The organism is Aliiruegeria sabulilitoris, from assembly GCF_001558155.1.
GTDB classification, from domain to species: Bacteria; Pseudomonadota; Alphaproteobacteria; order Rhodobacterales; family Rhodobacteraceae; genus Tropicimonas; species Tropicimonas sabulilitoris.
Genome location: NZ_LOAS01000001.1, coordinates 422,084 through 447,245 on the forward strand (window position 1 = coordinate 422,084; position 25,162 = coordinate 447,245).

24 protein-coding genes are annotated in these 25,162 nt (G+C 61.8%); 7 read left to right on the plus strand and 17 right to left on the minus strand.

The window, feature by feature from the left end:
* Positions 1 to 30 precede the first annotated feature (30 nt).
* The gene (gene mutS / locus AX756_RS01940; RefSeq protein ID WP_438938391.1) at positions 31 to 2,682 is read right to left on the minus strand and encodes a DNA mismatch repair protein MutS; all 2,652 of its coding nucleotides are present in this window, start codon (positions 2,680 to 2,682) and stop codon (positions 31 to 33) included.
* Positions 2,683 to 2,865: 183 nt separating this feature from the next.
* On the opposite strand from mutS, the gene AX756_RS01945 reads away from it, so the two are divergent.
* Both AX756_RS01945 and AX756_RS01950 read left to right on the plus strand, forming a co-directional pair.
* The gene (locus AX756_RS01945; protein ID WP_068307864.1) at positions 2,866 to 5,121 is read left to right on the plus strand and encodes an NADP-dependent malic enzyme; all 2,256 of its coding nucleotides are present in this window, start codon (positions 2,866 to 2,868) and stop codon (positions 5,119 to 5,121) included.
* Positions 5,122 to 5,125: 4 nt separating this feature from the next.
* Positions 5,126 to 6,010 carry a ribokinase gene (locus AX756_RS01950; protein WP_068307867.1) on the plus strand — a complete coding sequence of 295 codons (885 nt, stop codon included), beginning with the start codon at positions 5,126 to 5,128 and terminating at the stop codon, positions 6,008 to 6,010.
* Positions 6,011 to 6,092: 82 nt separating this feature from the next.
* Here the strand turns inward: AX756_RS01950 and AX756_RS01955 are convergent, their stop codons facing one another.
* The 3 genes from AX756_RS01955 to AX756_RS01965 all read right to left on the minus strand — a co-directional run bounded on the left by AX756_RS01955 (position 6,093) and on the right by AX756_RS01965 (position 7,381).
* Entirely contained in the window at positions 6,093 to 6,275 is a 183-nt protein-coding gene (locus AX756_RS01955; protein WP_068307870.1) for a hypothetical protein, read from the minus strand.
* A gap of 186 nt (positions 6,276 to 6,461) precedes the next feature.
* Positions 6,462 to 6,644: a hypothetical protein gene (locus AX756_RS01960; RefSeq protein ID WP_068307872.1), complete on the minus strand. Its 183-nt coding sequence runs from the start codon at positions 6,642 to 6,644 to the stop codon at positions 6,462 to 6,464.
* Positions 6,645 to 6,781: 137 nt separating this feature from the next.
* On the minus strand, positions 6,782 to 7,381 hold the full coding sequence (locus tag AX756_RS01965; protein WP_068307874.1) for a L,D-transpeptidase: 600 nt from the start codon (positions 7,379 to 7,381) through the stop codon (positions 6,782 to 6,784).
* Between the two features lie 160 nt (positions 7,382 to 7,541).
* On the opposite strand from AX756_RS01965, the gene dalA reads away from it, so the two are divergent.
* Positions 7,542 to 8,030, plus strand: a complete 489-nt coding sequence (dalA, locus tag AX756_RS01970; RefSeq protein ID WP_068307877.1) for a divisome-associated lipoprotein DalA — start codon at positions 7,542 to 7,544, stop codon at positions 8,028 to 8,030.
* Between the two features lie 27 nt (positions 8,031 to 8,057).
* On the opposite strand, the gene AX756_RS01975 is transcribed toward dalA, so the two are convergent.
* The 9 genes from AX756_RS01975 to hslO all read right to left on the minus strand — a co-directional run bounded on the left by AX756_RS01975 (position 8,058) and on the right by hslO (position 17,804).
* A complete protein-coding gene (locus AX756_RS01975; RefSeq protein WP_068307880.1) occupies positions 8,058 to 8,558 on the minus strand; it encodes a L,D-transpeptidase family protein in 501 nt (166 codons plus the stop codon).
* An 87-nt stretch (positions 8,559 to 8,645) separates the two neighbouring features.
* Positions 8,646 to 9,461: an ion transporter gene (locus tag AX756_RS01980; protein ID WP_068307882.1), complete on the minus strand. Its 816-nt coding sequence runs from the start codon at positions 9,459 to 9,461 to the stop codon at positions 8,646 to 8,648.
* A gap of 22 nt (positions 9,462 to 9,483) precedes the next feature.
* Positions 9,484 to 10,713 (minus strand): class I SAM-dependent RNA methyltransferase, encoded by a 1,230-nt coding sequence (locus AX756_RS01985; RefSeq protein ID WP_068307884.1) that lies wholly within the window; start codon positions 10,711 to 10,713, stop codon positions 9,484 to 9,486.
* Positions 10,710 to 12,542 (minus strand): ABC transporter ATP-binding protein, encoded by a 1,833-nt coding sequence (locus AX756_RS01990; protein WP_068307886.1) that lies wholly within the window; start codon positions 12,540 to 12,542, stop codon positions 10,710 to 10,712. Before AX756_RS01990 ends, AX756_RS01985 begins: the two co-directional genes overlap by 4 nt.
* Complete coding sequence (locus AX756_RS01995; RefSeq protein WP_068307888.1) at positions 12,539 to 14,383, minus strand: ABC transporter ATP-binding protein; 1,845 nt, start codon at positions 14,381 to 14,383, stop codon at positions 12,539 to 12,541. The genes AX756_RS01990 and AX756_RS01995 overlap by 4 nt, the downstream gene beginning before the upstream one ends.
* A gap of 80 nt (positions 14,384 to 14,463) precedes the next feature.
* Positions 14,464 to 15,060, minus strand: coding sequence for a LysE family translocator (locus AX756_RS02000; RefSeq protein ID WP_068307891.1), 597 nt, complete (start codon positions 15,058 to 15,060; stop codon positions 14,464 to 14,466).
* On the minus strand, positions 15,057 to 16,220 hold the full coding sequence (locus AX756_RS02005) for a CCA tRNA nucleotidyltransferase (protein ID WP_068307893.1): 1,164 nt from the start codon (positions 16,218 to 16,220) through the stop codon (positions 15,057 to 15,059). The genes AX756_RS02000 and AX756_RS02005 overlap by 4 nt, the downstream gene beginning before the upstream one ends.
* Positions 16,217 to 16,822, minus strand: a complete 606-nt coding sequence (locus tag AX756_RS02010; RefSeq protein ID WP_082738879.1) for a CoA pyrophosphatase — start codon at positions 16,820 to 16,822, stop codon at positions 16,217 to 16,219. Before AX756_RS02010 ends, AX756_RS02005 begins: the two co-directional genes overlap by 4 nt.
* Positions 16,809 to 17,804 (minus strand): Hsp33 family molecular chaperone HslO, encoded by a 996-nt coding sequence (gene hslO / locus AX756_RS02015; RefSeq protein WP_068307895.1) that lies wholly within the window; start codon positions 17,802 to 17,804, stop codon positions 16,809 to 16,811. The genes AX756_RS02010 and hslO overlap by 14 nt, the downstream gene beginning before the upstream one ends.
* Positions 17,805 to 17,881: 77 nt before the next feature.
* Here hslO and AX756_RS02020 point away from each other — a divergent pair, with 77 nt between their 5' ends.
* The gene (locus AX756_RS02020; RefSeq protein ID WP_068307898.1) at positions 17,882 to 18,352 is read left to right on the plus strand and encodes an NUDIX hydrolase; all 471 of its coding nucleotides are present in this window, start codon (positions 17,882 to 17,884) and stop codon (positions 18,350 to 18,352) included.
* Here AX756_RS02020 and AX756_RS02025 read toward each other — a convergent pair.
* Complete coding sequence (locus tag AX756_RS02025; protein ID WP_068307901.1) at positions 18,324 to 19,592, minus strand: PP2C family protein-serine/threonine phosphatase; 1,269 nt, start codon at positions 19,590 to 19,592, stop codon at positions 18,324 to 18,326. The genes AX756_RS02020 and AX756_RS02025 overlap by 29 nt on opposite strands.
* Positions 19,593 to 19,612: 20 nt before the next feature.
* Here AX756_RS02025 and AX756_RS02030 point away from each other — a divergent pair, with 20 nt between their 5' ends.
* Complete coding sequence (locus tag AX756_RS02030) at positions 19,613 to 20,110, plus strand: Hpt domain-containing protein (protein WP_231700958.1); 498 nt, start codon at positions 19,613 to 19,615, stop codon at positions 20,108 to 20,110.
* Between the two features lie 88 nt (positions 20,111 to 20,198).
* On the opposite strand, the gene ilvA is transcribed toward AX756_RS02030, so the two are convergent.
* Positions 20,199 to 21,443 (minus strand): threonine ammonia-lyase IlvA, encoded by a 1,245-nt coding sequence (ilvA, locus tag AX756_RS02035; RefSeq protein WP_068307905.1) that lies wholly within the window; start codon positions 21,441 to 21,443, stop codon positions 20,199 to 20,201.
* A 400-nt stretch (positions 21,444 to 21,843) separates the two neighbouring features.
* Here ilvA and AX756_RS02040 point away from each other — a divergent pair, with 400 nt between their 5' ends.
* The gene (locus tag AX756_RS02040) at positions 21,844 to 23,067 is read left to right on the plus strand and encodes an argininosuccinate synthase (protein WP_068307908.1); all 1,224 of its coding nucleotides are present in this window, start codon (positions 21,844 to 21,846) and stop codon (positions 23,065 to 23,067) included.
* A gap of 126 nt (positions 23,068 to 23,193) precedes the next feature.
* Complete coding sequence (locus tag AX756_RS02045; RefSeq protein WP_068307910.1) at positions 23,194 to 23,481, plus strand: SCP2 sterol-binding domain-containing protein; 288 nt, start codon at positions 23,194 to 23,196, stop codon at positions 23,479 to 23,481.
* A 27-nt stretch (positions 23,482 to 23,508) separates the two neighbouring features.
* On the opposite strand, the gene AX756_RS02050 is transcribed toward AX756_RS02045, so the two are convergent.
* Both AX756_RS02050 and AX756_RS02055 read right to left on the minus strand, forming a co-directional pair.
* The gene (locus AX756_RS02050) at positions 23,509 to 24,231 is read right to left on the minus strand and encodes a sulfotransferase-like domain-containing protein (RefSeq protein ID WP_068307912.1); all 723 of its coding nucleotides are present in this window, start codon (positions 24,229 to 24,231) and stop codon (positions 23,509 to 23,511) included.
* On the minus strand, positions 24,231 to 25,148 hold the full coding sequence (locus AX756_RS02055; RefSeq protein ID WP_068307915.1) for a D-amino acid aminotransferase: 918 nt from the start codon (positions 25,146 to 25,148) through the stop codon (positions 24,231 to 24,233). Before AX756_RS02055 ends, AX756_RS02050 begins: the two co-directional genes overlap by 1 nt.
* Between the last annotated feature and the right edge of the window lie 14 nt (positions 25,149 to 25,162).

The following is a 25,162-nucleotide window of genomic DNA, read 5'->3' on the forward strand; positions in this document are numbered from 1 at the left end:
GGGAGCGCGAAGACGCTGCTTTTCAAAACGTTACGAGTCTTTCCGAGCCAATGCTTTCAACTCGTAGACCAGGTTCAGCGCATCGCGTGGTGATAGTTCGTCCGGCAGAACCTCTTCGAGCCGTTTCGTGATCTCGTCGGGCAGCGCCGCCACAGACGGGGCAGGGGTCGCAGGGACCGCCGAGAAGAGCGGTAGGTCGTCGATCAACGCCAATTGCCGTTTCCCGCCCTCCCGATCTCCCTTTTCCAGCTGATCCAGCACGACGCGCGCCCGTTCCACGACGGTGGCCGGCAAACCCGCCAGACGGGCCACCTGAACGCCGTAGGAACGGTCTGCCGCGCCTTCGCGTACCTCGTGCAGGAATATCACCTCGCCTTCCCATTCCTTCACCGCGACGGTTGCGTTCTCGACACCGTCGAGTTTCGCGGCCAGCGAGGTCAGTTCGTGGTAATGGGTGGCAAAGAGCGCCCGGCACCGGTTGGTGGCGTGAAGGTGCTCCAGCGTCGCCCAGGCGATCGACAAACCGTCATAGGTGGCCGTGCCGCGCCCGATTTCATCAAGGATCACCAGAGAACGTTCATCGGCCTGATTCAGGATCGTGGCGGTTTCCACCATCTCGACCATGAAGGTCGAGCGCCCCCGCGCCAGGTCGTCGGAGGCACCGACACGGCTGAAAAGCGAGGAGACCAGGCCGATCACGGCAGAATCCGCCGGCACAAAACTCCCTGCCTGCGCCAGCAGCGCGATCAGCGCGTTCTGCCGCAGATAGGTCGACTTACCGGCCATGTTCGGGCCTGTTAGCAACCGGACATGCGCCGCCTTCTCCGCGGCCGTCAGCAAGCAATCATTGGCAACGAAGCTCTTGCCGGCACGTTTCAATGCCAGTTCGACAACCGGATGACGCCCGCCGACAATATCGAAATCGCGGCTTTCATCCACTGTTGGACGGCACCAGTTCTCGGCCCGCGCCAGGTCTGCCAGTGCCGTTGAGACATCGATCTCGGCCAGTGCGGCGGCGGCAGTGCCAATCTCGCCAGCCGCACGCAGGATTTCCTGCCGTAGCTGCTCGAAAAGCGCCTTCTCGATCTCCTGTGCCCGGTTGCCGGCATTCAGAATGCGGGTTTCAAGCTCGGAAAGCTCCACTGTCGTGAAACGAACCGCGTTGGCCGTGGTCTGGCGATGGATGAAGGTTTCCGAGAGCGGCGCGGAGAGCATCTTGTCCGCATGTGTCGCCGTCGTCTCGATGAAATAGCCCAACACATTGTTATGTTTGACCTTTAGAGAGCCAACGCCGGCCACTTCCGCATAGCGCGCTTGCAGCGAGGCGACCACCCCGCGACCTTCGTCGCGCAACGTCCGTACTTCGTCGAGTTCGGCGTCATACCCGCTGGCGATGAAACCGCCATCGCGCACCATCAGCGGCGGCTCGGCAACAAGCGCAGAGTCGAGCAACTCGACGATCTCATCATGTCCTTCCAGATCCCCGACGAACGGCAACAGCCTGTCGTTTTCGGCAAAGCCACGCAGCGCCGCGGCAATGTCGACGGCCTGTCCGAGGCCATTTCGGATCGCGGAAAGATCGCGCGGCCCGCCGCGTTCGAGCGACAGCCGCGAGAGCGCCCGGTCCATGTCCGGTACCTTGCGCAGCGCATCGCGCAAGCTGTTGCAGCCGTCAATGTCGTCGACGAAACCGCCGACGATATCGAGCCGCGCGATCACGGTCTCGATCTTGCAGGACGGACTGGAAATGCGCCGCGCCAGCAGACGCCCGCCCGCAGCGGTCACCGTGCGGTCAATGGCCGACAGGAGCGAACCTTCACGCCCGCCCGACAGGCTCGCGGTCAGCTCTAGGTTGCGGCGCGTCGCGGAGTCGATCTGCATCACCTCGCCGCCGATATCCCGTTGCGGGGGTCGCAGAAGCGGCAGCTTGCCCTTTTGGGTGATCTCCAAGTAGGACACCACCGCCCCAAGCGCGGCAAGCTCGGCTCGGCCGAAATTCCCATAGCCTTGTAGATCCGCGATGCCGAAGACCTCTTTCAGCCGCGTCTCCGCGCCGGAGCTGTCGAAACTGCTCCGAGCAATCGGTGTTACCGCGGCGCCGGATTCCTCAACGAGATCGCGGATACCCGGCCCGTCATTGTCAGAGAGTAGAACCTCACGTGGTGCCAGCCGCGCCAGTTCCGGCCCCAGTCGGACAAGCGGGCAGGGGCCAACGCGCAGCTCTCCAGTCGAAATATCCACCGTGGCGAGCGCCGCGCTGTCCCTGACCTGGGCAAAGGCACAAAGGAAATTGTTCCTGCGGGCCTCCAACAAGCTGTCCTCGGTCAGGGTGCCGGGGGTGACCAGTCGCACCACCTCCCGCCGCACCACGGCCTTGTAGCCGCGTTTCTTCGCCTCTGCGGGGTCTTCCATCTGCTCGCAGACGGCAACCCGGAACCCTTTGCGGATCAGCGTGAGCAGATAGCCCTCCGCGGCATGCACCGGCACCCCGCACATCGGGATATCCTCACCCTCGTGCTTTCCACGCTTGGTGAGCGCAATATCGAGCGCGGCGGCCGCGGCTACCGCGTCGTCAAAGAACATCTCGTAGAAATCGCCCATCCGGTAGAACAGCAGCGCCTCCGGATGGCCGGCCTTGATCTCCAGAAATTGCGCCATCATTGGCGTGACGGTCACAGGCATTCCCCCAGGTATCGACGTTAAGTTCGGCGCAGGTTAGTCGAGCTGTGCCCGGCTTTGAAGCGCATCGGCAAAGCTATCCACAGCTTCCTTGGTCAAACCGCGTCAATCGGCGGTTTCGCTTTTCCTTGAAAGGCGGGATAGTCCCAATCTCAGAGGTTTGGACAGGGGGGAGAAAGAGCAATCATGGCCAAGAACAAGATCACATCCGACGAAGCACTCCATTACCACATGGACCCGACGCCGGGAAAATTCGAAGTTGTCGCGACCAAGGCAATGACGACCCAGCGGGACCTGTCGCTCGCCTATTCCCCCGGTGTAGCAGTTCCCGTCGAGGCCATCGCCGAAAACCCCGAAAGCGCCTATGATTACACGACCAAGGGCAACACCGTTGCCGTGATCTCCAACGGTTCCGCCATTCTGGGGCTGGGCAATCTCGGCGCGCTCGCCTCCAAGCCGGTGATGGAAGGCAAGGCGGTTCTTTTCAAGCGCTTCGCCGATATCAACTCCATCGATATCGAGCTCGACACGCAGGACCCCGAGGAATTCATCAATGCGGTCAAGCTAATGGGCCCAGCCTTCGGTGGCATCAACCTTGAGGATATCAAGGCGCCCGAATGTTTCATCATCGAGCAGCAGCTCAAGGAATTGATGGACATTCCGGTCTTCCACGACGACCAGCATGGCACCGCGGTGATCTGTGCGGCTGGCCTGATGAATGCGCTCTATCTGACCAACAAGAAGATCGAGAACTGCAAGATCGTGCTGAACGGCGCCGGCGCCGCCGGTATCGCCTGTATCGAATTGATCAAGACGATGGGTGCCAAGCAGGACAACTGCATCGTCTGCGACACCAAGGGTGTGATCTACCAGGGCCGCAAGAAGGGCATGAACCAGTGGAAATCTGCCCATGCCGCCAAGACCGATGACCGCACACTCGAAGATGCGATGAAGGGCGCCGATGTGTTCCTTGGTGTCTCCGCCAAGGGCGCGCTGACGCCGGAGATGGTCGCCTCGATGAATGACGATCCGATCATCTTCGCAATGGCGAACCCGGATCCGGAGATTACCCCGGAAGAGGCGCACGAGGTGCGCGGCGATGCCATCGTCGCCACCGGCCGTTCGGACTATCCCAACCAGGTCAACAACGTGCTGGGCTTCCCCTACCTGTTCCGCGGTGCGTTGGACATTCAGGCCAAGGCCATCAATGACGAGATGAAGCTCGCTTGCGCCCGCGCCCTGGCCGAGCTTGCGCGGGAAGACGTGCCCGACGAGGTTGCCATGGCCTATGGCCGCAAGCTCAGCTTTGGCCGCGATTACATCATCCCGACACCCTTCGATCCGCGCCTGATCTACACGATCCCGCCGGCAGTTGCCCGTGCCGGGATGGATACGGGCGTCGCGCGCCGTCCGCTCGTGGATATGGATGCCTATGAGCAGACCCTGCGCGCCCGGATGGACCCGACCGCAACGATCCTGTCCTCGATCTCGGCCCGCGCGAAGGCCGCGCAGGCCCGGATGATCTTTGCCGAGGGTGACGATCCCACGGTGCTGCGTGCTGCCATCGCCTATCAGCGGCAGGGCTTCGGCAAGGCGCTGGTGGTCGGACGCGAGAAAGATGTGAAGCTGAAGCTCGAAGAGGTCGGTATGGCCGATGCTTACCGAGAGCTGACGGTGGTCAACGCCGCCAATACCCGACATCTCGATGCCTATACGGAGTTTCTCTACAAGAAACTGCAACGCAAGGGCTTCGATACGTCCGACATCTACCGGATGGCCGCCCGCGACCGGCATGTCTTCTCGGCGCTCATGCTGGCCCATGGCCATGGCGACGGTCTTGTCACAGGCGTGACCCGCAAGGCAGCGCATGTCCTTCACCAGATGAACCGCGTTTTCCCCGCTTCGGCCGAAGATGGTGCAGTTGGCGTGACGGCGCTGATCCACAAGGGCCGGATAGTTCTGGTCGCGGATACGCTGGTGCATGAATGGCCCGACGAGGAGGATCTCGCCGATATCGCCATTGCCGCAGCCAGGGTTGCCCGTGGGCTGGGCCTGGAGCCGCGCGTGGCTTTTGCCAGCTTCTCCACCTTTGGCTACCCGGTTTCCGAGCGCGCACAGAAAATGCACAAGGCGTCGGATGCCCTGGACAAGCGCAATGTCGATTTCGAGTATGATGGCGAAATGACCGTCGATGTGGCGCTGAACCGCGATCAGATGGCGCTTTATCCGTTCTGTCGCTTGTCCGGCCCGGCAAATATCCTCGTGGTTCCAGCCCGTCACTCTGCCTCGATCTCCGTCAAACTGCTGCAGGAAATGGGCGGCGCGACGATTATCGGGCCCATTCTCTCCGGTGTCGGTGCGCAGATCCAGATCTGCCGAATGGGGGCGACGGTGAACGACATCCTCCACATGGCTGCGATCGCGGCCTGCAAGATCGGTTAGCGAAATGGCAATCTACAACCTGGGCTCCATCAATATCGACTGGTTCTACCGGGTGGATAACTGCCCGGTGAACGGGGAAACGGTTGCCGCCACAGGCTGCGTCAGTGGCCTCGGCGGCAAAGGGGCAAACCAGTCCGTCGCGGCCGCGCGGGCCGGGTCCGTGGTCCAGCATATCGGTGCCATCGGCGGCGAAGGTGTCTGGGCCGTGGAGCAGCTCAAGGCTTTGGGGGTCGATGCGACCCATGTCGCTATCGAATTGGCCGGGCCAACGGGGCACGCGTTGATCTTCGTGACGCCGGATGGGGAAAACCGCATCGTGATCTATCCGGGTGCGAACCGGATGATCGAAGAGGCCGACGTGAAAACGGCCCTGGCACGGGCGAAACCCCAGGACATGTTGTTGATGCAGAACGAGACGAATGCGCAGGTCTTTGCCGCCAAGCGAGCGCGGGCCCGTGGTATGCACGTTGTCTATTCAGCGGCACCGTTTGACTTGGAGGCGGTTCGGGCAACCATGCCGCATGTGGATCTGCTGGCGGTCAACGAGGTCGAGGCGAAGCAATTGGCCGAAGCGATGGGGCTTGTCATCACCGATCTGCCGGTTCCGGAATTGCTGGTCACACATGGGGCGAAGGGCGCAACCTGGTATGACCTGAAGAACGGCGAGATGCTGACTGTCCCCGCGCCGGAGGTCGATCCGGTCGACACCACCGGGGCAGGCGACACCTTTGTCGGCTATTTCTGTGCTGGCCGGGACCAGGGAGTGGAAACCGTGGAATGTCTCGAACTGGCCGTGAACGCCGCGGCGCTGAAGGTCACGCGAGATGGCACCTCGGAGGCGATCCCCACCCTTCCCGAAGTTCGCCTGTTTCTTGAAGAATCACGCTAGAGTCGGATCGAGTAGACAAAGGCAGGAACGAAAAAAGGCGGACCGAAAGGTCCGCCTTTTTCCAATTCATAAGATCCGCAGATCAATGCGACGACGCAGCAGCAGCAGCGATCACAACAAAGACCAGCAGCGGAATCCAGACGCCGCTCGACGAACCGGTTTCTTCTTCGATGATAACCGGCTCAATGATCGGCTCTTCGTAACCACCAGCAAAAGTGGCGGTCGCGGCGAGCGAGAGAGCAGCGGCGAGAGCGAATTTCTTCATGTTAACCTCCAGTTTCTGCGCGGGACGTAGTTAGTGAGGACGCCCGCGCCCCAAGTAGTAGTACCTCGTAATCAATTCCTTGCAGACCGATTCTGATTTGGCAATTGTTCACGAACTTACCTGATGAGCATGGACGAGATGTCGTCAAATTGGCAACACCCGTTTCCCCTTGAAGTAAAGGCAAAGTCAGTTGCAGGACGCTGCTGCGGCGGCAATCACGGCGAAGACCAGAAGCGGTATCCAGGCACCCGTGGACGAACCGGTTTCTTCTTCGATGATGACCGGTTCGATGATCGGTTCTTCATAGCCGCCAGCGAATGCCGCAGTCGTTGCGAGAGAAAGCGCAGCTGCGAGAGCGAGTTTTTTCATGACAACCTCCGTGTACCGCACCGGACGGCCCGGAATTAGTCCGTCCGTGCCCCATGAGTTCCTCGTGGGGCGATTCTCTCAGACGAACGGTTCATTGCCAATTACGCAAGGCGTCACAGGGTGTTACGCCGTACTGATCAGATCAGGAGCACCTGCGCACCCGGGGAAACCAGCGCGAACAGTTCGGAAATATGCTCGTTGTAGAGCCCGATACAACCATTCGAGGAACGGCGACCAATCTTGCGCGTGTCATGCGTGCCGTGAATCCGGTAATACTTCCAGCCCAGGTAGAGCGCATGCGTGCCAAGCGGGTTGTCCGGTCCCGGCGGAACGAAATCCGGCCATTCCGGGTTGCGCTTCTTCATCGACGGTGTCGGCGCCCATGAAGGCCCCTCGACCTTGCGGGTCACCGAGGTTCGGCCGCGTCGGGTCATTTCCTCGGAAATCGGCACGCTTGTCGGGTAAAGCTTGTAGATGGATTGGTCGGCAGACCAGTAATGCAGCGCCCGCGAGGTCGTATCGACAAGAATCGCGCCGCCATTCGTGTTGGAGAAATAGGGCTGCCAGCTCAGCGAACGGAAGCTGGAAATATTTCGTTGAATGGCCGGGTCGCTCTCGGGAATAGGTTCGAAAACCGAGTTCTGGCCAAGGGCGGGGCTTGCAAGCCCGCCCAGAAGGGCGGCACCCGTGCCAAGAAACCGTCGGCGGTTTAGCTTGTTCGAAATCGAATCGGTCATAGCGTCCTCGTCGGTAATCCATCTCCACGCAACGGCGGAGATACTATTGCGTCCGGACCGCGTTCGCAAATCAATCGGCGGTTATCCCCGTTCGAACTGTTTGAAACAGCGCCGGCTTCCCGCTAGAGGGAACAGGACCAAAGGGAATGGTGCTCACGACATGAAAAGCCTTTTTGCTCTCCTTGCCGCAATGGCGTTTGTTCTTTCTGCCTGTGGCGGGCCTTCCGGCGGTGGTTCCGGCTCTTACCGGATTTCCTCGGGGGATACGGCAAAGATCCAGTATCGCACGCTCGATTCGATCAACAGCGCGCGATCGGCTGCCGGTCTGTCGAGCTTGCAGCTCAATTCGCAGCTGAACGCCGCCGCCGCGACCCATTCGCGCGACATGTCTGCACAGAACCGGCCCTGGCATTTCGGCTCGGACGGATCCTCGCCGCTCGATCGCGTGGCCCGCGTCGGCTATACCGGCCGGATGCTGGGCGAGAACATCTCCGAGACCTACGAGTCGGAGGTCGAGACCCTCTCCGCCTGGATGGGTCAGCCCGATACGCGCAACGTGATCATGGATCCGGCCGCGCGTGACCTCGGCTTTTCCTGGTACCAGGAGAAGAACGGCAAGATCTGGTGGACGCTGATCACCGGCGGCTAGAGCGCCGCCGGTTCCCGCACCTATCTCTCAGGCATGAATGTCGATCGGTGTGCCGATCCGGACCATCGCATAGATCTCTTCGATTTGCTTGTCCTTCACTGCGATGCAGCCGGCGGTCCAGTCTTTGCCGCGCGGGTCGGTCTTGCGGCGATCTCCATGAATGAAGATGTCGCCTCCCGGATCGCGCCCCTGTGAGCGCGCAAAGGCGAAATCCTCGGCATTCGGATAGGAGATCCCGAGCGACAGGTGGAAGGAGCTGCGCGGATTGCGGCGGTCGATGTAATAGACGCCTTCGGGCGTCTTTCCGTCACCACGGAACTGCTTGGGCCCTTCGGCCGTGTTGCCAAGATGGACCTTGAAATCGGCCAGCAGTTCCTGATGGTGAAACAGGTAGAGTTTGCGGCGGTGCTTGACCACCTGCAGCCGGGTCACCTCCGGTCCGTTATAGGACCGGAATTTACTGGAAGAACAGGCCGCAAGCGTCAGCGCGGCGCCACCGGCCAGAATACTACGTCTGGGAAACAACATGCTCGAACACTGCCTCTATGGGTGTTTTCCGCTATGAATACCTCAGAATCAGTATGAAATGAAGCGTTCAGACGCTCATCAGCGGAATCACGACGTCGTGATCGGCCTCCCTTCGCTATCCTGTACGGGCACCTTTTGCTGGTTCGCCTTGAGGTATCGGTCGATCTCCTCCAGCCGGGAAAGCACCTCGTCCCTGTAGGCGTCTGTCTTCTCGACATCTTCCTCGTGATGGGCATCCTGCATGGAGTTCACGATCAGGCCGACCAGCAGGTTCACAACCGCGAAGGTAGTCAGCAGGATGAAGGGCACGAAAAACAGCCAGGCGCCGGGATATTCCTGCATGACGGGGCGAACGATTCCCATCGACCAACTTTCCAGGGTCATGATCTGGAACAGGGAATAGAGCGAGCGGCCAAGCGAGCCGAACCACTCCGGAAAGCTCTCGCCATAGAGCTTCGTGCTCATCACCGCGCCGATATAGAAGACCAGCCCCATCAGCAGGAAGACCGACCCCATGCCGGGAAGCGCCGAGATGAAGCCTTCGACCACGCGGCGCAGGCGTGGCAGGACAGAGATCACCCGCAGGACCCGCAGGATCCGCAGCGCCCGCAAGACGGAGAACGCATGGGCAGCCGGAACAAGGGCGATGCCAACGATCACGAAGTCGAAAATATTCCACGGGCCGCGGAAAAACCGGAAGCGATAGGCGATCAGCTTTGCCGTGATTTCGATCACGAAAATCGTCAGGCAGGCATAATCCAGCGCGATGATCAGCCCACCCATGCGGTACATGACCGCCGGATAGGTCTCCAAACCGAGCAGGATGGCGTTGAAAATGATCACGCCGATCACGAAATTTCGCGTGGCTGGCCGTTCTAGCCAGGAGGTCAGTGTTGCGCGCATGTGCCTTCCTTGGGCGGTTCCGTTAGCCGCCGATATGGTCTCGCGAGAAGCTTGCTGCAAGTTCGACATGGGTAGACCAGCGGAACTGGTCCACGACCTGCACCCAATCGAGGCGGAACCCCGCCGCAACCAGCAGGCCGGCGTCGCGGGCAAAGGTGACGGGATTGCACGAAACGGCTGCGACCCGGTCGATTCCCGAGGCGGCGAGTTGCTCGGTCTGGGCGAGCGCGCCCGCGCGTGGGGGGTCGATGATCGCGGCCTCGAACTTGCGCAGCTCATCGGGCAGGAGAGGGCGGCGGAAGAGGTCGCGTGTTTCGGCAGACACGTGCTTGAGTCCGGAAGCATTGCGCCAGCCAGCGATCAGCGCATCGGTCAGCTCCTTCGCGCCTTCGACAGCATGAAGTTCGGCATGCCGGGCGAGTGGCAGGGTGAAGGTTCCACATCCCGCAAAGAGATCAACGGCCTGCCTGGCCGATCCGACAGCTTCCGTAATGGCTTTGAGGAGCGCGGTTTCTCCATCGCGGGTTGCCTGCAGAAAGGCGCCGGGGGGAGGCGTCACGGCGATTCCATCAAAATCCACACGTGGCGCAGCGCGCAGGCCGACCACCTCATCGCCCCAACTCAGGCGCGACAGGCCGTGGCGCTCGACCAGCCCGGCCAGGGCCATACGCAGGTCGAGGTCGAGCGGCTTGCCACCGGACACCGCGATATCGGGACCCTCGGCGCTCAGGGTGACAGTGAAACTCAGTTCCCCTTTTCGGGAACCGCCGAGCAAAATCATTTCCGCGAGCGCGGGGCGGGCGGCAAGCAGTGCCGGCTCGACCAGCACGCAACCCGGTACGTCGATCACAACATCCGAGGCCCGGCCGTGAAAGCCGATCAGCGCATCCCGCTTGGTGCGACGACCGGAAAACACCGCGCGACGGCGGCTGCGCGCCGGTGAGCTGTGCACCGGACGGTACTCGGTCTCCAGCCCATGCGCTTCCAGCGCTGTGCGCACGATGCCCAGCTTCCACTCGGCAACGAACGCGTCATCGGCATGTTGCACCGCGCAACCGCCACAGGATTTGAAATGTCGGCAGGGGGGCGAGACGCGATGAGGTGACGGTTCAAGAATGCGTACATCCTCGATCCGGTCTCCTTCGAGTCTGCCGGTGATCCGTTCGCCGGGCAGACAGCGTTGGGCAAAGACAGGGCCAGCGGCGATTCCGTCCCCGAGATGGCCAAGCCGTTCTATCACCCATTCGCTCATTCCGCCGCCTCCGTGATGTTGAGGAAGCCGCCGGACTGGCGCTCCCAGTAGCGCGCGTAGAGACCACCCGCGGCAAGCAACTCCGCGTGATTGCCCTGCTCGACCACCCGACCTTCCTCAAGCACAACGATCCTGTCCATGCGCGCAATGGTGGAGAGCCGGTGCGCGATGGCCAGCACCGTCTTGCCCTCCATGACCCGGTCCAGCGCAGTCTGGATCTGTGCCTCAACCTCGCTGTCAAGCGCCGAGGTCGCCTCGTCCAGCACCAGGATCGGCGCGTCTTTCAGGATCGCGCGTGCGAGCGCAACCCGCTGCCGCTGGCCGCCCGAGAGGCGCACGCCGCGTTCTCCAAGATGCGCGTCGTAACCCTCGCGCCCCTTGAAATCCCGCAGGGAAAGGATGAACTCATGCGCTTCGGCACGTTTGGCGGCGGCGATCATCTGGGCATCGGTGGCGTCGGGGCGGCCATAGAGCAGGTTGTCGCGCGCGGAGCGGTTGAACATCTCGGTCTCCTGGGTAACCATCCCGATCTGCCGACGCAGGCTGTCCTGCGTGATCGTGCGAATATCCTGCCCGTCGATCCGCACTATCCCGCTTTCCGGGTCGTGCAGGCGCAGGAGCAGGCTGACAAGCGTGGACTTACCCGCGCCCGAGGCCCCCACCAGCCCGACCTTTTCGCCCGGAAGCAGTTCCAGCGAAATCCCGTCCACGCCGCCCTTGCCGCGCCCGTATGTGAAGGAGATGTTGTCGAAGCTGACATGCCCGCGCGACGGCTTCAGTGGCCGGGCATTCGTCGCGTCGGTCAGTCCATGGCGCACGGCCAGCGTGCGCATGCCGTCCTCGACCTCGCCAACGTTCGCGTAGATGGCCATCAGCGTAAAACTGACCCATCCGGTCATCTGGGCGATGCGAATGGCAATGGCACCGGCGGCCGCGATATCGCCGGCGCTCGCCTGCCCCTGAGACCAGAGCAGGAGCGTGCCGCCAATGAGCAGAACCGGAAGGATTCCGGCGAGCGTCATCAAGACCGCGCGAAACCCCGAGGCGATGATGCCGAAATCGATCGCGGTCGAGCGAAACCCGTCCATCGCGCCGAGCGCCGCCTGATCCTCGTGGCCGGCATGGGCAAAGAGCTTTACGGTCTTGATATTGGTGATCGTGTCAACAACCTGCCCCGAAACGGCAGCGCGCGCGTTGGCCCGTGCCTTGGAACGTTTGCGGACGCGTGGCAGGAAAAGCGAGATCAACCCGAGATAGCAGACCAGCCAGAGCGAGAGCGCGAGGGCCACCCGCCAGTCGATGGAGGTCAGCAGCAGCGCCGAACCGACAAGCGAGGCCAGCGCGAAGAAGACCACGTTGATGACTTCCGACACAACGTCCGTCACCGCCCGCGCCGTCTGCATCTGTTTCTGTGCAATACGGCCGGCGAAATCGTTGTCGAAGAAGGTGATGGATTGGCCCATCGTCCAGCGATGCAGCCGCGAAAGCACCAGTGGCGTGACATTCGGCTGAACGATAACCGAGTTGGCGGTTGCCGCCGCGCCGAAACAGAGCGGGCGCAGGATGACGAAAAAGGCCAGCGCGAAGAGCAGGAGCGGCAGGTTGCCGGAGAAGAAATCCTCCGGGCCGGTGTCCAGCGCGGTGTCGATGATCCGGCCCAGAAGCAACGCGCTGATCACTTCCAGCGTGCCGACAAGCGCCGACAGAAGGCCTGCGCCAAGCAGGATCGGCAGGGTGCCCTTCAGGCACCAATGCAGGAAGGCTCCAAGCCGCGTCGGAGGCGGGCCTTCAGCCGGGGCGAAGGCGGGGATCAGGTCCGAAATCTTCATTCCGCCGCGTCGTCCATTCCGATGAAGCCGCCGGACTGACGCTCCCAGAATTGCGCATAAAGGCCGCCCATTTCCAGCAGTTCCGCATGTGTGCCTTGCTCGACGATATGGCCCGCGTCCAGCACGAGGATCCGGTCCATCCGGGCGATGGTGGACAGACGGTGCGCGATGGCGATCACCGTCTTGCCTTCCATCACGCCATAGAGCGTGTCCTGAATGGCGGCCTCGACTTCGCTGTCGAGCGCCGAGGTCGCCTCGTCCAGAACAAGGATCGGCGCGTCCTTCAGGATCACGCGGGCCAGCGCGATCCGCTGCCGTTGCCCGCCGGAGAGCTTCACCCCGCGCTCACCCACCTTGGCCTCATAGCCGGACTGGCCTTCCTGATCGGCCAACTCCTCGATGAACTCATGCGCCGCGGCGCGTTTCGCGGCGGCGATCATCTCGGCCTCGCTGGCCTCCGGGCGGCCATAGAGGATGTTCTCGGCAATCGAGCGATGCAGCAGCGCGGAATCCTGCTGCACCATGCCGATATGGCTGCGCAGGCTGTCCTGCTTCACCTCTGTCACATCCTGACCGTCGATCAGGATGCGACCGTTTTCCGGGTCGTAGAACCGCAGCAGCAACTTAACGAGGGTCGATTTCCCGGCTCCCGACCGCCCGATCAGGCCAATTTTCTCACCCGGCGAAATATCCAGGGTCAGGCGATCCAACCCGCCCGCGCCGCGCCCGTAATGATGGCTGACATCTTCGAAAAGAATCCGGCCGTCGCCCATCTGCAACTCCGATGCGCCGGGCTTGTCCACCAATGCGATCGGTTGGGCGATGGTCTCCATCCCCTCGGCCACGACGCCGAGATTGCGGAAAAAGCTGGAGACCGCCCACATGATCCAGCCGGTCATCGCGTTGAGCCGCAGCGTCAACGCCGTCGCCGCGGCCACGACACCCACGCTCGCCGAACCCTGCATCCAGAGCGCCACGCACCAGCCGACAACGCCGACAATCAGCCAGCCATTCAGGATGGTCAGCGAGATATCCATCACCGTGTAGATCCGCATCTCCTTCTGGAAGGTCTTGCGGGTATTCTCAATCGCGTCCCTGGCGTAGTCGATCTCGCGGTCATGATGGGCGAACATCTTGACCGAATGGATGTTGGTGTAGCTGTCCACCACGCGCCCGGTCACTTCGCTGCGCGCGTCCGACGCCGCCTTGGAGGCAGGCCCGACCCTCTGGATCGTCCATCGCAACAGCAGAACATAGAGTACGAACCACGCCAGCAATGGCAGCGCGAGGCGCAGATCCGCCTGCGCCAGAAGGATCGTCGCACCGATCAGGTAGGCAAACGAAAAGGAAAGCGCATCGAAGATCTGGAAGATTGCCTCGCCGGCGGCGGGCGGCGTCTGCATGATCCGGTTGGCGATCCGGCCCGCGAAATCGTTCTCGAACCAGCCCACCGACTGACGCAACACATGCCGGTGCGAACGCCAGCGGATCAGCGTGCCGAAATTCGGCATGATGCCGTTGTTGAGCACTAGGACGTCGAGCGCCTGTATCAGCGGTCGGAGGATCAGGATGAAGGCGGCAATGCCGATCAACTCCCAGCCGTGTTCCTTCCAGACATCGCCCGGGCTGGTGCTGCCCAGCATGTCGACAACCCGGCCCATGTAATGGATCAGGGCGATCTCCACCATTGCCATGATGACCGACAGCGTCGCGGCCACGGCGAAGATCCGTTTGAAGGGCTGCGAATAGTCCCACAGGAACGGCCATAGCCGGCTTGGCGGCGTATCGGTCTCCTTATACGCGGTATAGGGATCGACGAGGTTTTCAAAGCGTCGGAACAATTTGGTCAGCCTTGGCAAAAGGATGAGGCCATCAATAACCCAGCCCTGTTACAGGAAATTGCGCGTTGCGCAAAGGCGGCTCACTCGAGGAAAAGCAAGACCACACAGCCCGCGACGATGATCGCCATCGCGATGTTGAACTGCTTCAGGTGGCGTTCGTCGGTGAGCATCCGGATGATCGAGCGCCCGACAAGTGCCCATGTGGCGGCACTGCTGAGCCCCATGAAAACAAAGACCGCGCCAACCATCAACGCGGTCGCGAGCGGTGCCTCGGGGTGGATGAACTGCGCGGTGACCGCGATCGCCATGGCCCAGGCCTTCGGGTTGATCCATTGGAAGCCGGCGGCTTCCAGAAAGGTGAAGGGGCGCGGCTTCTGGCCTGCGCTGCTCACCCCGCCGGAAGTTGCGATTTTCCAGGCCAGCCAGAGCAGGATCGCCGCGCCGATCCAGCGAAGCGCCTCACGCAGGAGCGCCGAGGATTGGAACAGCCCTCCCAGCAAGAAGCCAACGAGGAAGACCATCACCGGGAAGCCGAACCCGATTCCGAGGATATGCGGCAGCGTGCGCCGAAGGCCGAAGGTCGCGCCGGAATTGGCCACGAGCGCATTGTTTGGCCCGGGTGTATACGCGGCAACCGCCGCCAATCCCAGCAGGGCGAGGAAGGAGTCGAGGCTCATTGCGAGCTCTCCGACAGCAATTCTGCACGGGAAAGCTGGAAACTGGACTCGATCCAGCGTCGTTCCATTGCCTTCATCGCGGTGCCGATTTCCGGACCGGCGTGATCGGGCATGAGATCCTTTGCCCGAACCGGGAACTCCGCCTTCGCTCCCCGCGCGGCATCTTCCATCGCCTTGGGCGAAACGGAGACGCCCATGAGCGCCGAATAGAGGATCACGGCGGCGGGTCCGTCGGCCGCGCCGAGGCGATACCCCATCTCGCGGGCGGACATGCCGGACCGCGCGGCATCGGAAATCCGTTCAAGCTTGCGGGCGTCCTTTCGGCTCAGCCGCAGACGGTTCGCCACGTCTTCGCCGCCCAACGCGGCGAGGCGCAGAACGGGGTCGGCGCTGCGGCCGAGTTGTTGTTCGATATGAACCACGATCGGCAGCGCCGTCACATCGGCCCCCGGAAGGATCGTGGGGAGCACGCCGGTTGTCTGCATGACGGAAACGGCCTGGCTCGGTTCGGGCGCCGAGAGCAGCTTGCGCATTTCCGCTCCGATCCGTTCGGCGGAGATCTGGCGCAGCCCGTCGCTCTGCCCGGAACAGGCGTCGAGTGCTTCGGGGTCCATGCCCTGTTCGGGATCGGCATACCACGCCGAGAACCGGAAAAAACGCAGGATGCGAAGGTAATCCTCGCGCACGCGTTTGACGGCGGTGCCAACAAAGCGCAGCCGCCTTGCATTCAGATCGGCCAAACCGTCCAGCGGGTCGAAAATCTCGCCGTGGCGGTCGCAATAGATGGCATTCATCGTGAAGTCGCGGCGGTGGGCGTCATCGACCACATTGGTTGAGAAATGCACCACGGCGCGGCGGCCGTCGGTCGCGACATCCAGACGAAAGGTCGTGATCTCGAAGGGTTCGTCATCGACGATGACGGTGACGGTTCCGTGCTCGATACCGGTCGGAATCACCTTGAGCCCGGCATCGTGCATCAGCGCGATCACCGCCTTCGGTGGCGCATCGGTGGACAGGTCATGATCCGAAACCGGGAACCCCAGCAACGTGTTGCGCACGCAACCGCCGACAAACAGCGCTCTGTAGCCGCCCGCTTCCAGCAGCTTGCAGACATGCTGGACAGCGGGGCTTTCCAGCCAGGGCGCCGAGATCGGTTTCATGGCTCAATCCTGTCGGCCAGAGATCGTAAAATGCGCGCCGTCGCACCCCAGATGTAGTAGGGGCCGTGCGGCACGGTGTAGAAACTCCGTGAAACTCCGCGCCAGCGGCGGGTCTCTATCGTGAAACGGGTCGGATCCGTGACCAGTTCCAGCGGCACGGTAAAAACCTCCTGCACCTCGCCCGGTTCCGGAACCGGCTCGAAGCTGTGCCGCAACAGGCCGACGACGGGAGTCACGTCGAAGCTGGTCACGGTCTCGTGGCTGTGCAGCGTGCCGAGGATCTCGACATTTGCCGGGTCCAGGCCGATCTCCTCCTGCGCTTCCCGAAGCGCGGCGGCTTCCGGGCCCGAATCCGCCTCGTCCAGTTTTCCGCCGGGAAAGGCGACCTGTCCCGGATGGTGCTTCAGGCGCGAAGACCGCTTGGTGAGGTAGAGGCGGATGCCGCGCGGTTCCAGCGCGATCGGCAACAGCACGGCTGCCGCGCGAAGCTTCCGGTTGGGCGGAAGCGCGATATCCCTATTCAGGTCGTAATCCGACGACGGCCTGCCCGGCGCAGCAATGGCGCCGAGCAGCCGGGATCGGAGGGCGTCACGCGGAGTCACCCGGGGCCTCCTCGGCTTCGAAGCCGAGCGTCTTGGGGTCGAATATGTAATGCGCTCCGCAGAACTGGCAATCCGCGGTCACCGTGCCTTCCTCGGTTGTCATGTGGCCGATATCGCGGGCCGAATAGATCGACAGCGACTGGCGCACCTTGTCGGGCGAACAGGTGCAGCCGAATTCGACCGGCTGCGCGTCGAAGACCCGCGGACGCTCCTCGTTGAACAGGCGAACCAGAAGCTCCGTCGGCTGGACCGAAGGACCGACCATTTCGAGATCTTCCACCGTGTCGAGCAGGATATTGGCGCGTTGCCAGTTCTCGCCCTCCTCGCCATCGAGAATGTCATCCGCCGTCAGGAGCTGTGGCTCCGTCTCCGATTTCTCCGCCGGCGCGGGAATGGACGCCTTCGGCATCGCCTGCAACATGATGGCCCCGGCCCGCCAGCCTTCGTGATCGATGCCGGTCGAGTGGCCGAAACGCAGCTCGAAACGCGTCGGGATCTGTTCGGACTGCGCGAAATAGGTCTCGGCGCATTGCGACAGGCTCTCGCCGGCGATCGGGGTAATCCCCTGGTAGGGCGTCGTGCCTTTGCCCTGATCGATCAGGATGGCGAAATAGCCCTTGCCTATGAGGTCGAATGGCTTGCCCTCGAGCGGGCGCGTGTCGTCATAGCTGGCATAGGCGCGGATCTGTGCCGGTGCGCCATCTTGCTTGGCGGCGTAGTAATCGGTCGCGATCAGCCGTGCCGGGCCGTCACCGCGCAGCTGAAGCGACAGTTTCCAGCGCAGCTTGAGCGTCTGTCCGATGAGCGCGGTCAGTAGGGTCATCTCGGCGACAAGTGCCTCGATGGCCGGCGGATAGTCATGTTGTTCCAGCACCCGGTCCAGAACGCCGTCAAGACGAGCGACCCGGCCACGAATGTCGGAACGATCAAGTTGGAAGGGCAGGACAGTATCGTCCCACGCGATTCTGGAACCAATGGTCATGGGGTTTCCTTGAAGGCCTGTGGCTGGCATATCGCAGCCATGTAGGCGCGGCAATGCGCCGTTAAAAGGGGAAACCCATGATCCGGCGTGTCGGAGAGCCCGTTCAGGCGGGCAAAAGATACATCCTGCGCCACGGCGTCTACGCTGTTTTGCTGCGTGGGGAGCAGGTGTTGCTGACCCATCAATCCGCTCCGATCCCCGAGTTGCAGCTACCGGGTGGTGGTATCGATCCGGGGGAGCAACCGATCGCGGCGCTGCACCGGGAGGTCTACGAGGAAACCGGCTGGAGCATGCGTTTACAGAAACGGCTGGGCGCATTCCGGCGCTTCACCTACATGCCGGACTACGATCTTTGGGCCGAGAAACTCTGTACGGTTTACGCCGGTGCGCCGGTCCGTCGACAGGGCCCGCCGACGGAAAAGGGCCATCTCGCCGTCTGGATGCCTGCTGCGGAGGCCGCTGGACTCCTCGGCAATGAAGGGGATCGTCGGTTCCTGTCTGCGGCGCTTCGTTCGGGGCTCAATCCGCGTTCCGTTTCGGGCCGGTAAACTCGAAAAGGACGGCGGAGACGTCGTCCGAAAACTCCTTTTCCCCAGCGTATTGGTGCAGATCCCAGGTCACCGCTTCCAGAAATTCCTGGCCTTTGAGATGCCGGTTGTTGGCGAGGGTTTTACTCAAACCCTCTTCGTCGAACATCTTGCCGTCCGGGGATTCGCATTCGGTGACACCATCTGAAACGATGAATAGGCGATCTCCACAACCGAGATCGCATTCGACCCGCTCAAAGGACGCATCCGGCATGAGGCCGACCGGCATGCCCCCGGAGCCGATGGTTTCGACCGTACCATCAGCCCGCTGGATTGCCGGATAGGGATGACCGGCCTGAACCAGCATCACATGGCCGCTGACCAGGTCGACCTCGGCATAGAGCAGGGTGAAATAGGTTTCCGTCTGGATCTCATCGAGTGTGAGGTTGTTGAGACGTTCGGCGACCTGCTCTGGGGGAAGTGCGTCGTAGATACCGAATTCGCCTTCGAATAGCGCGATATTCTGGTCTGCGCTACTGCCCGACAGGTACCCCGCGAGGCGAGCGGTCATTAGCGCCGAGGCGACGCCGTGGCCCGACACATCGATCGCGAAAAGACCCACGCGCCGGGAATCGATCGGGAAGAACCCGACAAGGTCGCCGCCGACATGGCCGCTTGGGCGCAGCAAAAGCGAGACTTCGGAATCGCCAAACCGCCGGTTTCGCTCCTTGATCAATGATTGCTGTAGCTTGCGGGCCTCGATGAGGTCACTGTCCAGCGAGTCGTAGAGTGCCTGAAGTTCCTCCAACGTGCTGCTCAGTAGGCGATTTTTGTCCACGAGTTCCTGTTCCATGCGAAGGATGCGCTCGCCGGCATTGAGGCGCGCTCGCAACTCGTCCCCGCTGACAGGTTTGGTCAGAAAATCGTCAGCCCCCGCGTCCAGCCCCTGCGCAACATCCACGGCTTCGGATTTGGACGTCAGCAGGATGAAATATCCGTAGGAATCCCGTTCCATTGCGCGAAAGGCCTGGCAGAAATCCGGGCCGTTCATCCCCGGCATCATCCAGTCGCTGATGACAAGATCCGGTGGGTTCGCGGCGCATTTTTCCAAGGCCTCGGGGCCTGAAGCAGCTTCGGTGACGTTGAAACCCCACCGGTTCAGGGAAGCGCACAGAATTCGCCGCTGCAAACGACTGTCATCGACCACAAGGACCTTCGGCCGATGTGTCTCCGGATCCTTTGAATGGCAGTGAATCTGCATGGCAGTACTAGAGCCCGGTCGTGAATTTCAGCTTTGCGCCTCGTCTCCTGCAATTGGGTGACACAGGGCGATTAACGTCCGGTGAACTTTGGCAATCTACCGAAAATTGGGCGTCTAAGGCCTTTTTTAACGGTGGCGTCTTAGCCTTGGCTCGAAAAATATCGGCAATGGCCGGAGGATTCCAAATGATCGACTGGAAGCGCGTTGGTGAATTGAAGCGAGAGATCGGCGCATCAGAGTTCGACGAGGTCGTCGAGCTTTTCATCGATGAAGTCGAATGCGTGTTGGCTCGTTTGAGATCGGATCCCGATCCCACCCTGTTCGAAGAGGATTTCCACTTTCTCAAGGGATGTTCGGCGAATCTCGGCTTCGCGGACCTCGCTGGATTCTGCCTCGCAGGCGAGACGATGGCCGCTGGTGGCGAAGCGTCGAAAGTGGACCTTGCTCAGATCTTCAATTGCTACGAAAGGTCGAAAACCTTCTTCCTGGACGGCATGGAAAAGGGCATGGCCGCCTGAGGACCGTTTGCCGGCCTTGTCCGGAGAGCTGACGCGTGGAAACGGACGCGGCCAATTCCGCCCGCTGCGGTAACATCACCCGCTTCACTCAGATCACGAATTCCGACAGGGTCTCGTCGCTCGTTATGTCGTTATAGACGAACCCGGCCGCTTCGAGACGCGAGAACAGCGCGGTGAAATTCGCCGAGTGGCTCGTCTCGATCCCCAACAGGACCGAACCGAAATTCCTGGCGGATTTCTTCATGTATTCGAAGCGGGCGATGTCGTCTTCCGGTCCCAGAAGGTCCAGGAAATCGCGCAGGGCGCCCGGCCGCTGAGGCAGGCGAAGAATGATGTATTTCTTGACGCCGGAGTATCTCTGCGCGCGCTCCTTCACCTCGGGAAGTCGCTCGAAATCGAAATTCCCGCCAGACGTCACACAGACGATGCGCCGCCCACGGATCTGGTTGGCAAGATCCGGAAGTACGTCGACCGATAGCGCCCCCGCTGGTTCGAGCACGATACCCTCGATATTGAGCATTTCGAGAATGGTGGTGCAGATCCGATCCTCCGGCGCGCAGAGCACATCCGCCGGGGCGACATGGTCCAGCGCTTCAAAGGGCAGATCGCCGATTCGTGCCACTGCTGCGCCGTCAACGAAGGTGTTCACGCGGTCCAGCGTCACAGGGTGTCCGGCAGCCACCGCCGCGCTCAGGCTGGCCCCGCCGGTGGGCTCGACATAGCGCAACCCGACCAATGGCGCGCATTCAGCCAGGTAGCGCGTGACCCCAGCGGACAGACCGCCACCTCCGACCGGCAGGATGACCATGTCGGGTGGGGCGATCTCGTCGAGGATTTCAACCATCACCGAGGCCTGCCCCTCGATGACATCGGCATCGTCAAAGGGCGCGAGAAAATGGCCGCCCTCGGTAGCGCACCATTTCTTTGCTTCCGCCAGCGTGTCGTCGAAATAGTCGCCGGTCAGGCGAATTTCGATCGAGTCGCCACCAAAAACCCGCGTCTTCTGGATCTTCTGCTGCGGGGTGGTTACTGGCATGAACACCACGCCCCGCACGCCGAAATGGCGGCAAACGAAAGCGACGCCCTGTGCATGGTTGCCCGCGCTGGCGCAGACAAAGAGCGATTGCTCCGGCTTGTCCGCCAGCACCTTGCGCATGGCGTTGAACGCGCCGCGCAGCTTGTAGGAGCGCACCGGCGAGAGGTCTTCCCGCTTCAGAAGGATCTCGGCGCCGAACCTGTCGGACAGGTGATCGTTCCGCTGAAGCGGTGTCGGCGGAAACAGGCTGCGCATCTCGGCAGTCGCGGCGCGGGCTTTTTCGGCGAAGGAGCTCATGCCTTCATCTGGCGCATGGCGGATGCGGACGCAAGTCTCAGCGCATTGGCCCCTCCACTAGAAATCCATAGAGCGTGGCCAGCAGGCTCAACGAGACCATCGTAGCAAGCCAGCGGAAGGATCTGGCGCGTCAGGCGCATTTGGCACGTTTGCGTCCAACAGGGCAGCGAATAGAGGCACGGCGATGGCTGCGAGCATTTATACTTGGCTCGCGCGGAGCGCTGGTCACAAATTGCCCAGCAACATCTTGATTGCGTGCCTAAAAATGCGCCAAGCTAGCTGGAACGCTATTTCCGGCATAGAACTCACCCTTTACGCCGCCTCACCCACGCTGGCTTACCTTGCCCTGATGACCAAAAGACGATATCGCGCGCAGGAAAATGAGACAAAGGGATCCAGCATGTCCGCCCCCAAGAAAGTGGTGCTTGCCTATTCGGGCGGCCTCGACACATCCATCATCCTTAAGTGGTTGCAGGTGGAATACGGCTGCGAAGTCGTGACCTTTACAGCCGATCTCGGCCAGGGCGAGGAGCTTGATCCCGCGCGTAAGAAGGCCGAGTTGCTCGGCATCAAGCCGGAAAACATCTTCATCGAGGATCTGCGCGAGGAATTCGTGCGCGACTTCGTGTTCCCGATGTTCCGTGCCAATGCGCAATACGAGGGGCTCTACCTGCTTGGCACGTCCATCGCCCGCCCGCTGATTTCCAAGCGTCTGGTCGAGATCGCTGCCGAGACCGGCGCGGATGCGGTTTCCCACGGTGCGACCGGCAAGGGCAACGACCAGGTGCGGTTCGAGCTTTCGGCCTATGCGCTGAATCCCGAGATCATCGTGATTGCTCCCTGGCGGGAATGGAATCTCGGCTCGCGCACCAAGCTGCTCGAATTCGCCGAAGCCCACCAGATTCCGATCGCCAAGGACAAGCGCGGCGAGGCCCCGTTCTCGGTCGATGCCAACCTTTTGCACACCTCGTCCGAGGGCAAGGTTCTGGAAGACCCGGCCGAGGAGGCGCCAGATTACGTCTACCAACGCAGCGTCCATCCCGAGGATGCACCGGACACGCCTGAATATATCGAGATCGAGTTCGAGAAAGGCGACGCGGTTGCCATCAATGGTGAGCGGATGAGCCCGGCGACGGTCCTGACCGCGCTCAACGAGTATGGTGGCAAGCATGGCATCGGCCGGCTGGACCTCGTCGAGGGCCGTTTCGTCGGCATGAAATCGCGCGGCATCTACGAGACGCCGGGCGGCACGATCCTGCTGGACGCCCATCGCGGCATCGAGTCGATCACGCTCGACCGGATGCAGATCCACCTCAAGGACGAGCTGATGCCGCGCTATGCCGAGATGATCTATAACGGCTTCTGGTACAGCCCCGAGCGCGAGATGCTCCAGGCGGCAATCGACAAGAGCCAGGAGCATGTCACCGGCACGGTGCGGATGAAGCTCTACAAGGGGCTGGCCCGTGTCGTCGCCCGCTGGTCGGATCATTCGCTCTATTCCGAGGAGCAAGTGACCTTCGAAGAGGATATGGGCGCTTATGACCAGTCCGATGCCCAAGGCTTCATCCAGCTTCAGGGCTTGCGGCTGCGGCTGTTGGCCCGTCGGGACAAGCGGTTCAAGTAAACCGATCCGGGACATCGAAACCGGGCCGTCCTTCGGGGCGGCCTTTTTCGTTTGCCGCAACGCAGCGTCAGACTTGCCGCTTTGGGCGCGCCTTCCTACCGATTTCGACATAGAGGGAGGAAAGCCATGTCACTGACAGCGATTGCCGAGACCATTCAGAAGGGTCTTTCGAAGAGCGACTTTACTGACAGCCTGAAATTCGACTGCGGCGCCGCCGGCGTGATCACGCTTGCCGACAAGCAGGTGTCTCTAGAAGACGGACCGGCGGCCTGTACGCTGAAGATGAGCGTCGAGAACCTCGAAAAGCTCGTCACCGGCAAATTGAACCCGATGACGGCGGTCATGATGGGCAAGATCAAGGTCGGCGGCGATCCGTCCGTGGCAATGAAGCTTGGCAAACTGCTGAAAGGCTGATCCGAAACGCTGGTGTGGAAACCCGCCCTACGCAGCTTTCAAAGCACTCGCTGCCAGTCGTTCGTAATGCGGTAGGGCGGCTTCCAGAACATCGCGCAGATGTTGCGGCACTTCCGGCAGAGGCCCCTCGCGACCGGCGAACCCAGTGCTTTTCCAGACGGACTCGTACCAATGCGGCGCCCAGACTCCGTCGCAATCCTTGCCGCCGGCTGGCCAGGAGAGCATTGCTGAGTCGAATTCCAGCCCGATCTCAGCGCACAGGGCGCGCAGCATCCCTTCGGGATTGTCGCGAATGTCGTGGCTGTCCACCACGATCGCCTTGCCATGCACCTCCGCGACATGGTCGAACAGGTCGGCCTGCTGCCAGAAGCCTATATCGTCCAGCGTCGGGTTTTCCCGCTTCAGCCCATAACTCGCGATCACCCGCGCCGGATGCCGAATGAGGAAGACATTCACCATGTTGTCCATCCAATCCGTCGGCATGTCGGCAAACATATGGTGGGTCATGTGCTTCTGGTAGAAATGCGGAGCGGCACCCGGAACGGGACCGGTGAGATAGGCCACGACCTCCGCTGGATCGGTTGGTTGCGCGGCGAGAATCTCGTCTTGCATCGGGTGGATCAGCCCAGTCGCGGCGAGGTAGGCCGCATAGAATGGCTCATCCACCGCCGCGAAATCCGCCCGGTTGGCAAAGGCATACATCATCGCCGTCGAGAGGTTCCGCGGGCCGGACCACATCGCAATCCGCATCAACGACACTCCCGCGCGACGAGGTCTTTGTAGAGCCCCCGTAACCGCTCGGTCATCGGCCCCATCTGGCCGGTGCCGATCTGCCGGCCGTCAATCTTGCCCACCGGAGTTTGTGCGCCAAAGGTACCGGTCAGAAACGCCTCGTCGGCCCCATAGGTGTCCACCAGCGAGTAGTTGCGCTCGAAAACCGGGATGCCGTTCGCCCGGCAGATATCGATTACCTTCTGCCGGGTGATCCCGTTCATGCAGTAATCGCCCGTCGAGGTCCAAACGGCGCCCTTGCGGACGATGAAGAAGTTGCAGGCATTGGTCGTGTTCACGAAGCCGTTCACGTCCAGCATCAGCGCCTCATCCGCCCCGGCCTTCTCGGCGGCGATACAGGCCAGCACGCAGTTCAGCTTGGAATGCGAGTTGAGCTTCGGATCCTGGCTCATCGGCAGGCCACGGATATGCGGAACCGTCGCCAGCCGGATCGGCCTTGGCAGCGACGGCGTCGAATGCTCCATGATGATCGCGACGGTTGGCCCCTGCTGCGAGAGCGACGGGTGCTGGAAGGGTCGCGTTTTGACCCCCCGCGTCACCATCAGGCGCGCATGGGCGTCTGTCTGCATCCGGTTGGCCGCGCGCGTCTCCTCCAGCGCGGCTTTCACGCCCTCCCGATCCAGCCCGATCTCGAGATCCACCGCCAGCGCGGCCTCGAAAAGCCGGTCCAGATGTTCATCTAGAAACGCCCAATAGCCGTTATAGAGCCGCAACCCTTCCCAGATGCCGTCGCCCAGCATGAACCCGCTGTCATAGACCGAAACCACCGCTTCGGCCTTGGGCACGACCCGGCCATTCAACCAGATCGAAATGGTTTCGTTGCGGGCGTCCTCGGCCGCCTGGTGGGTGGAGATCTTGTCAGCACTCTGTGTCATGGCGGCGACGCTAA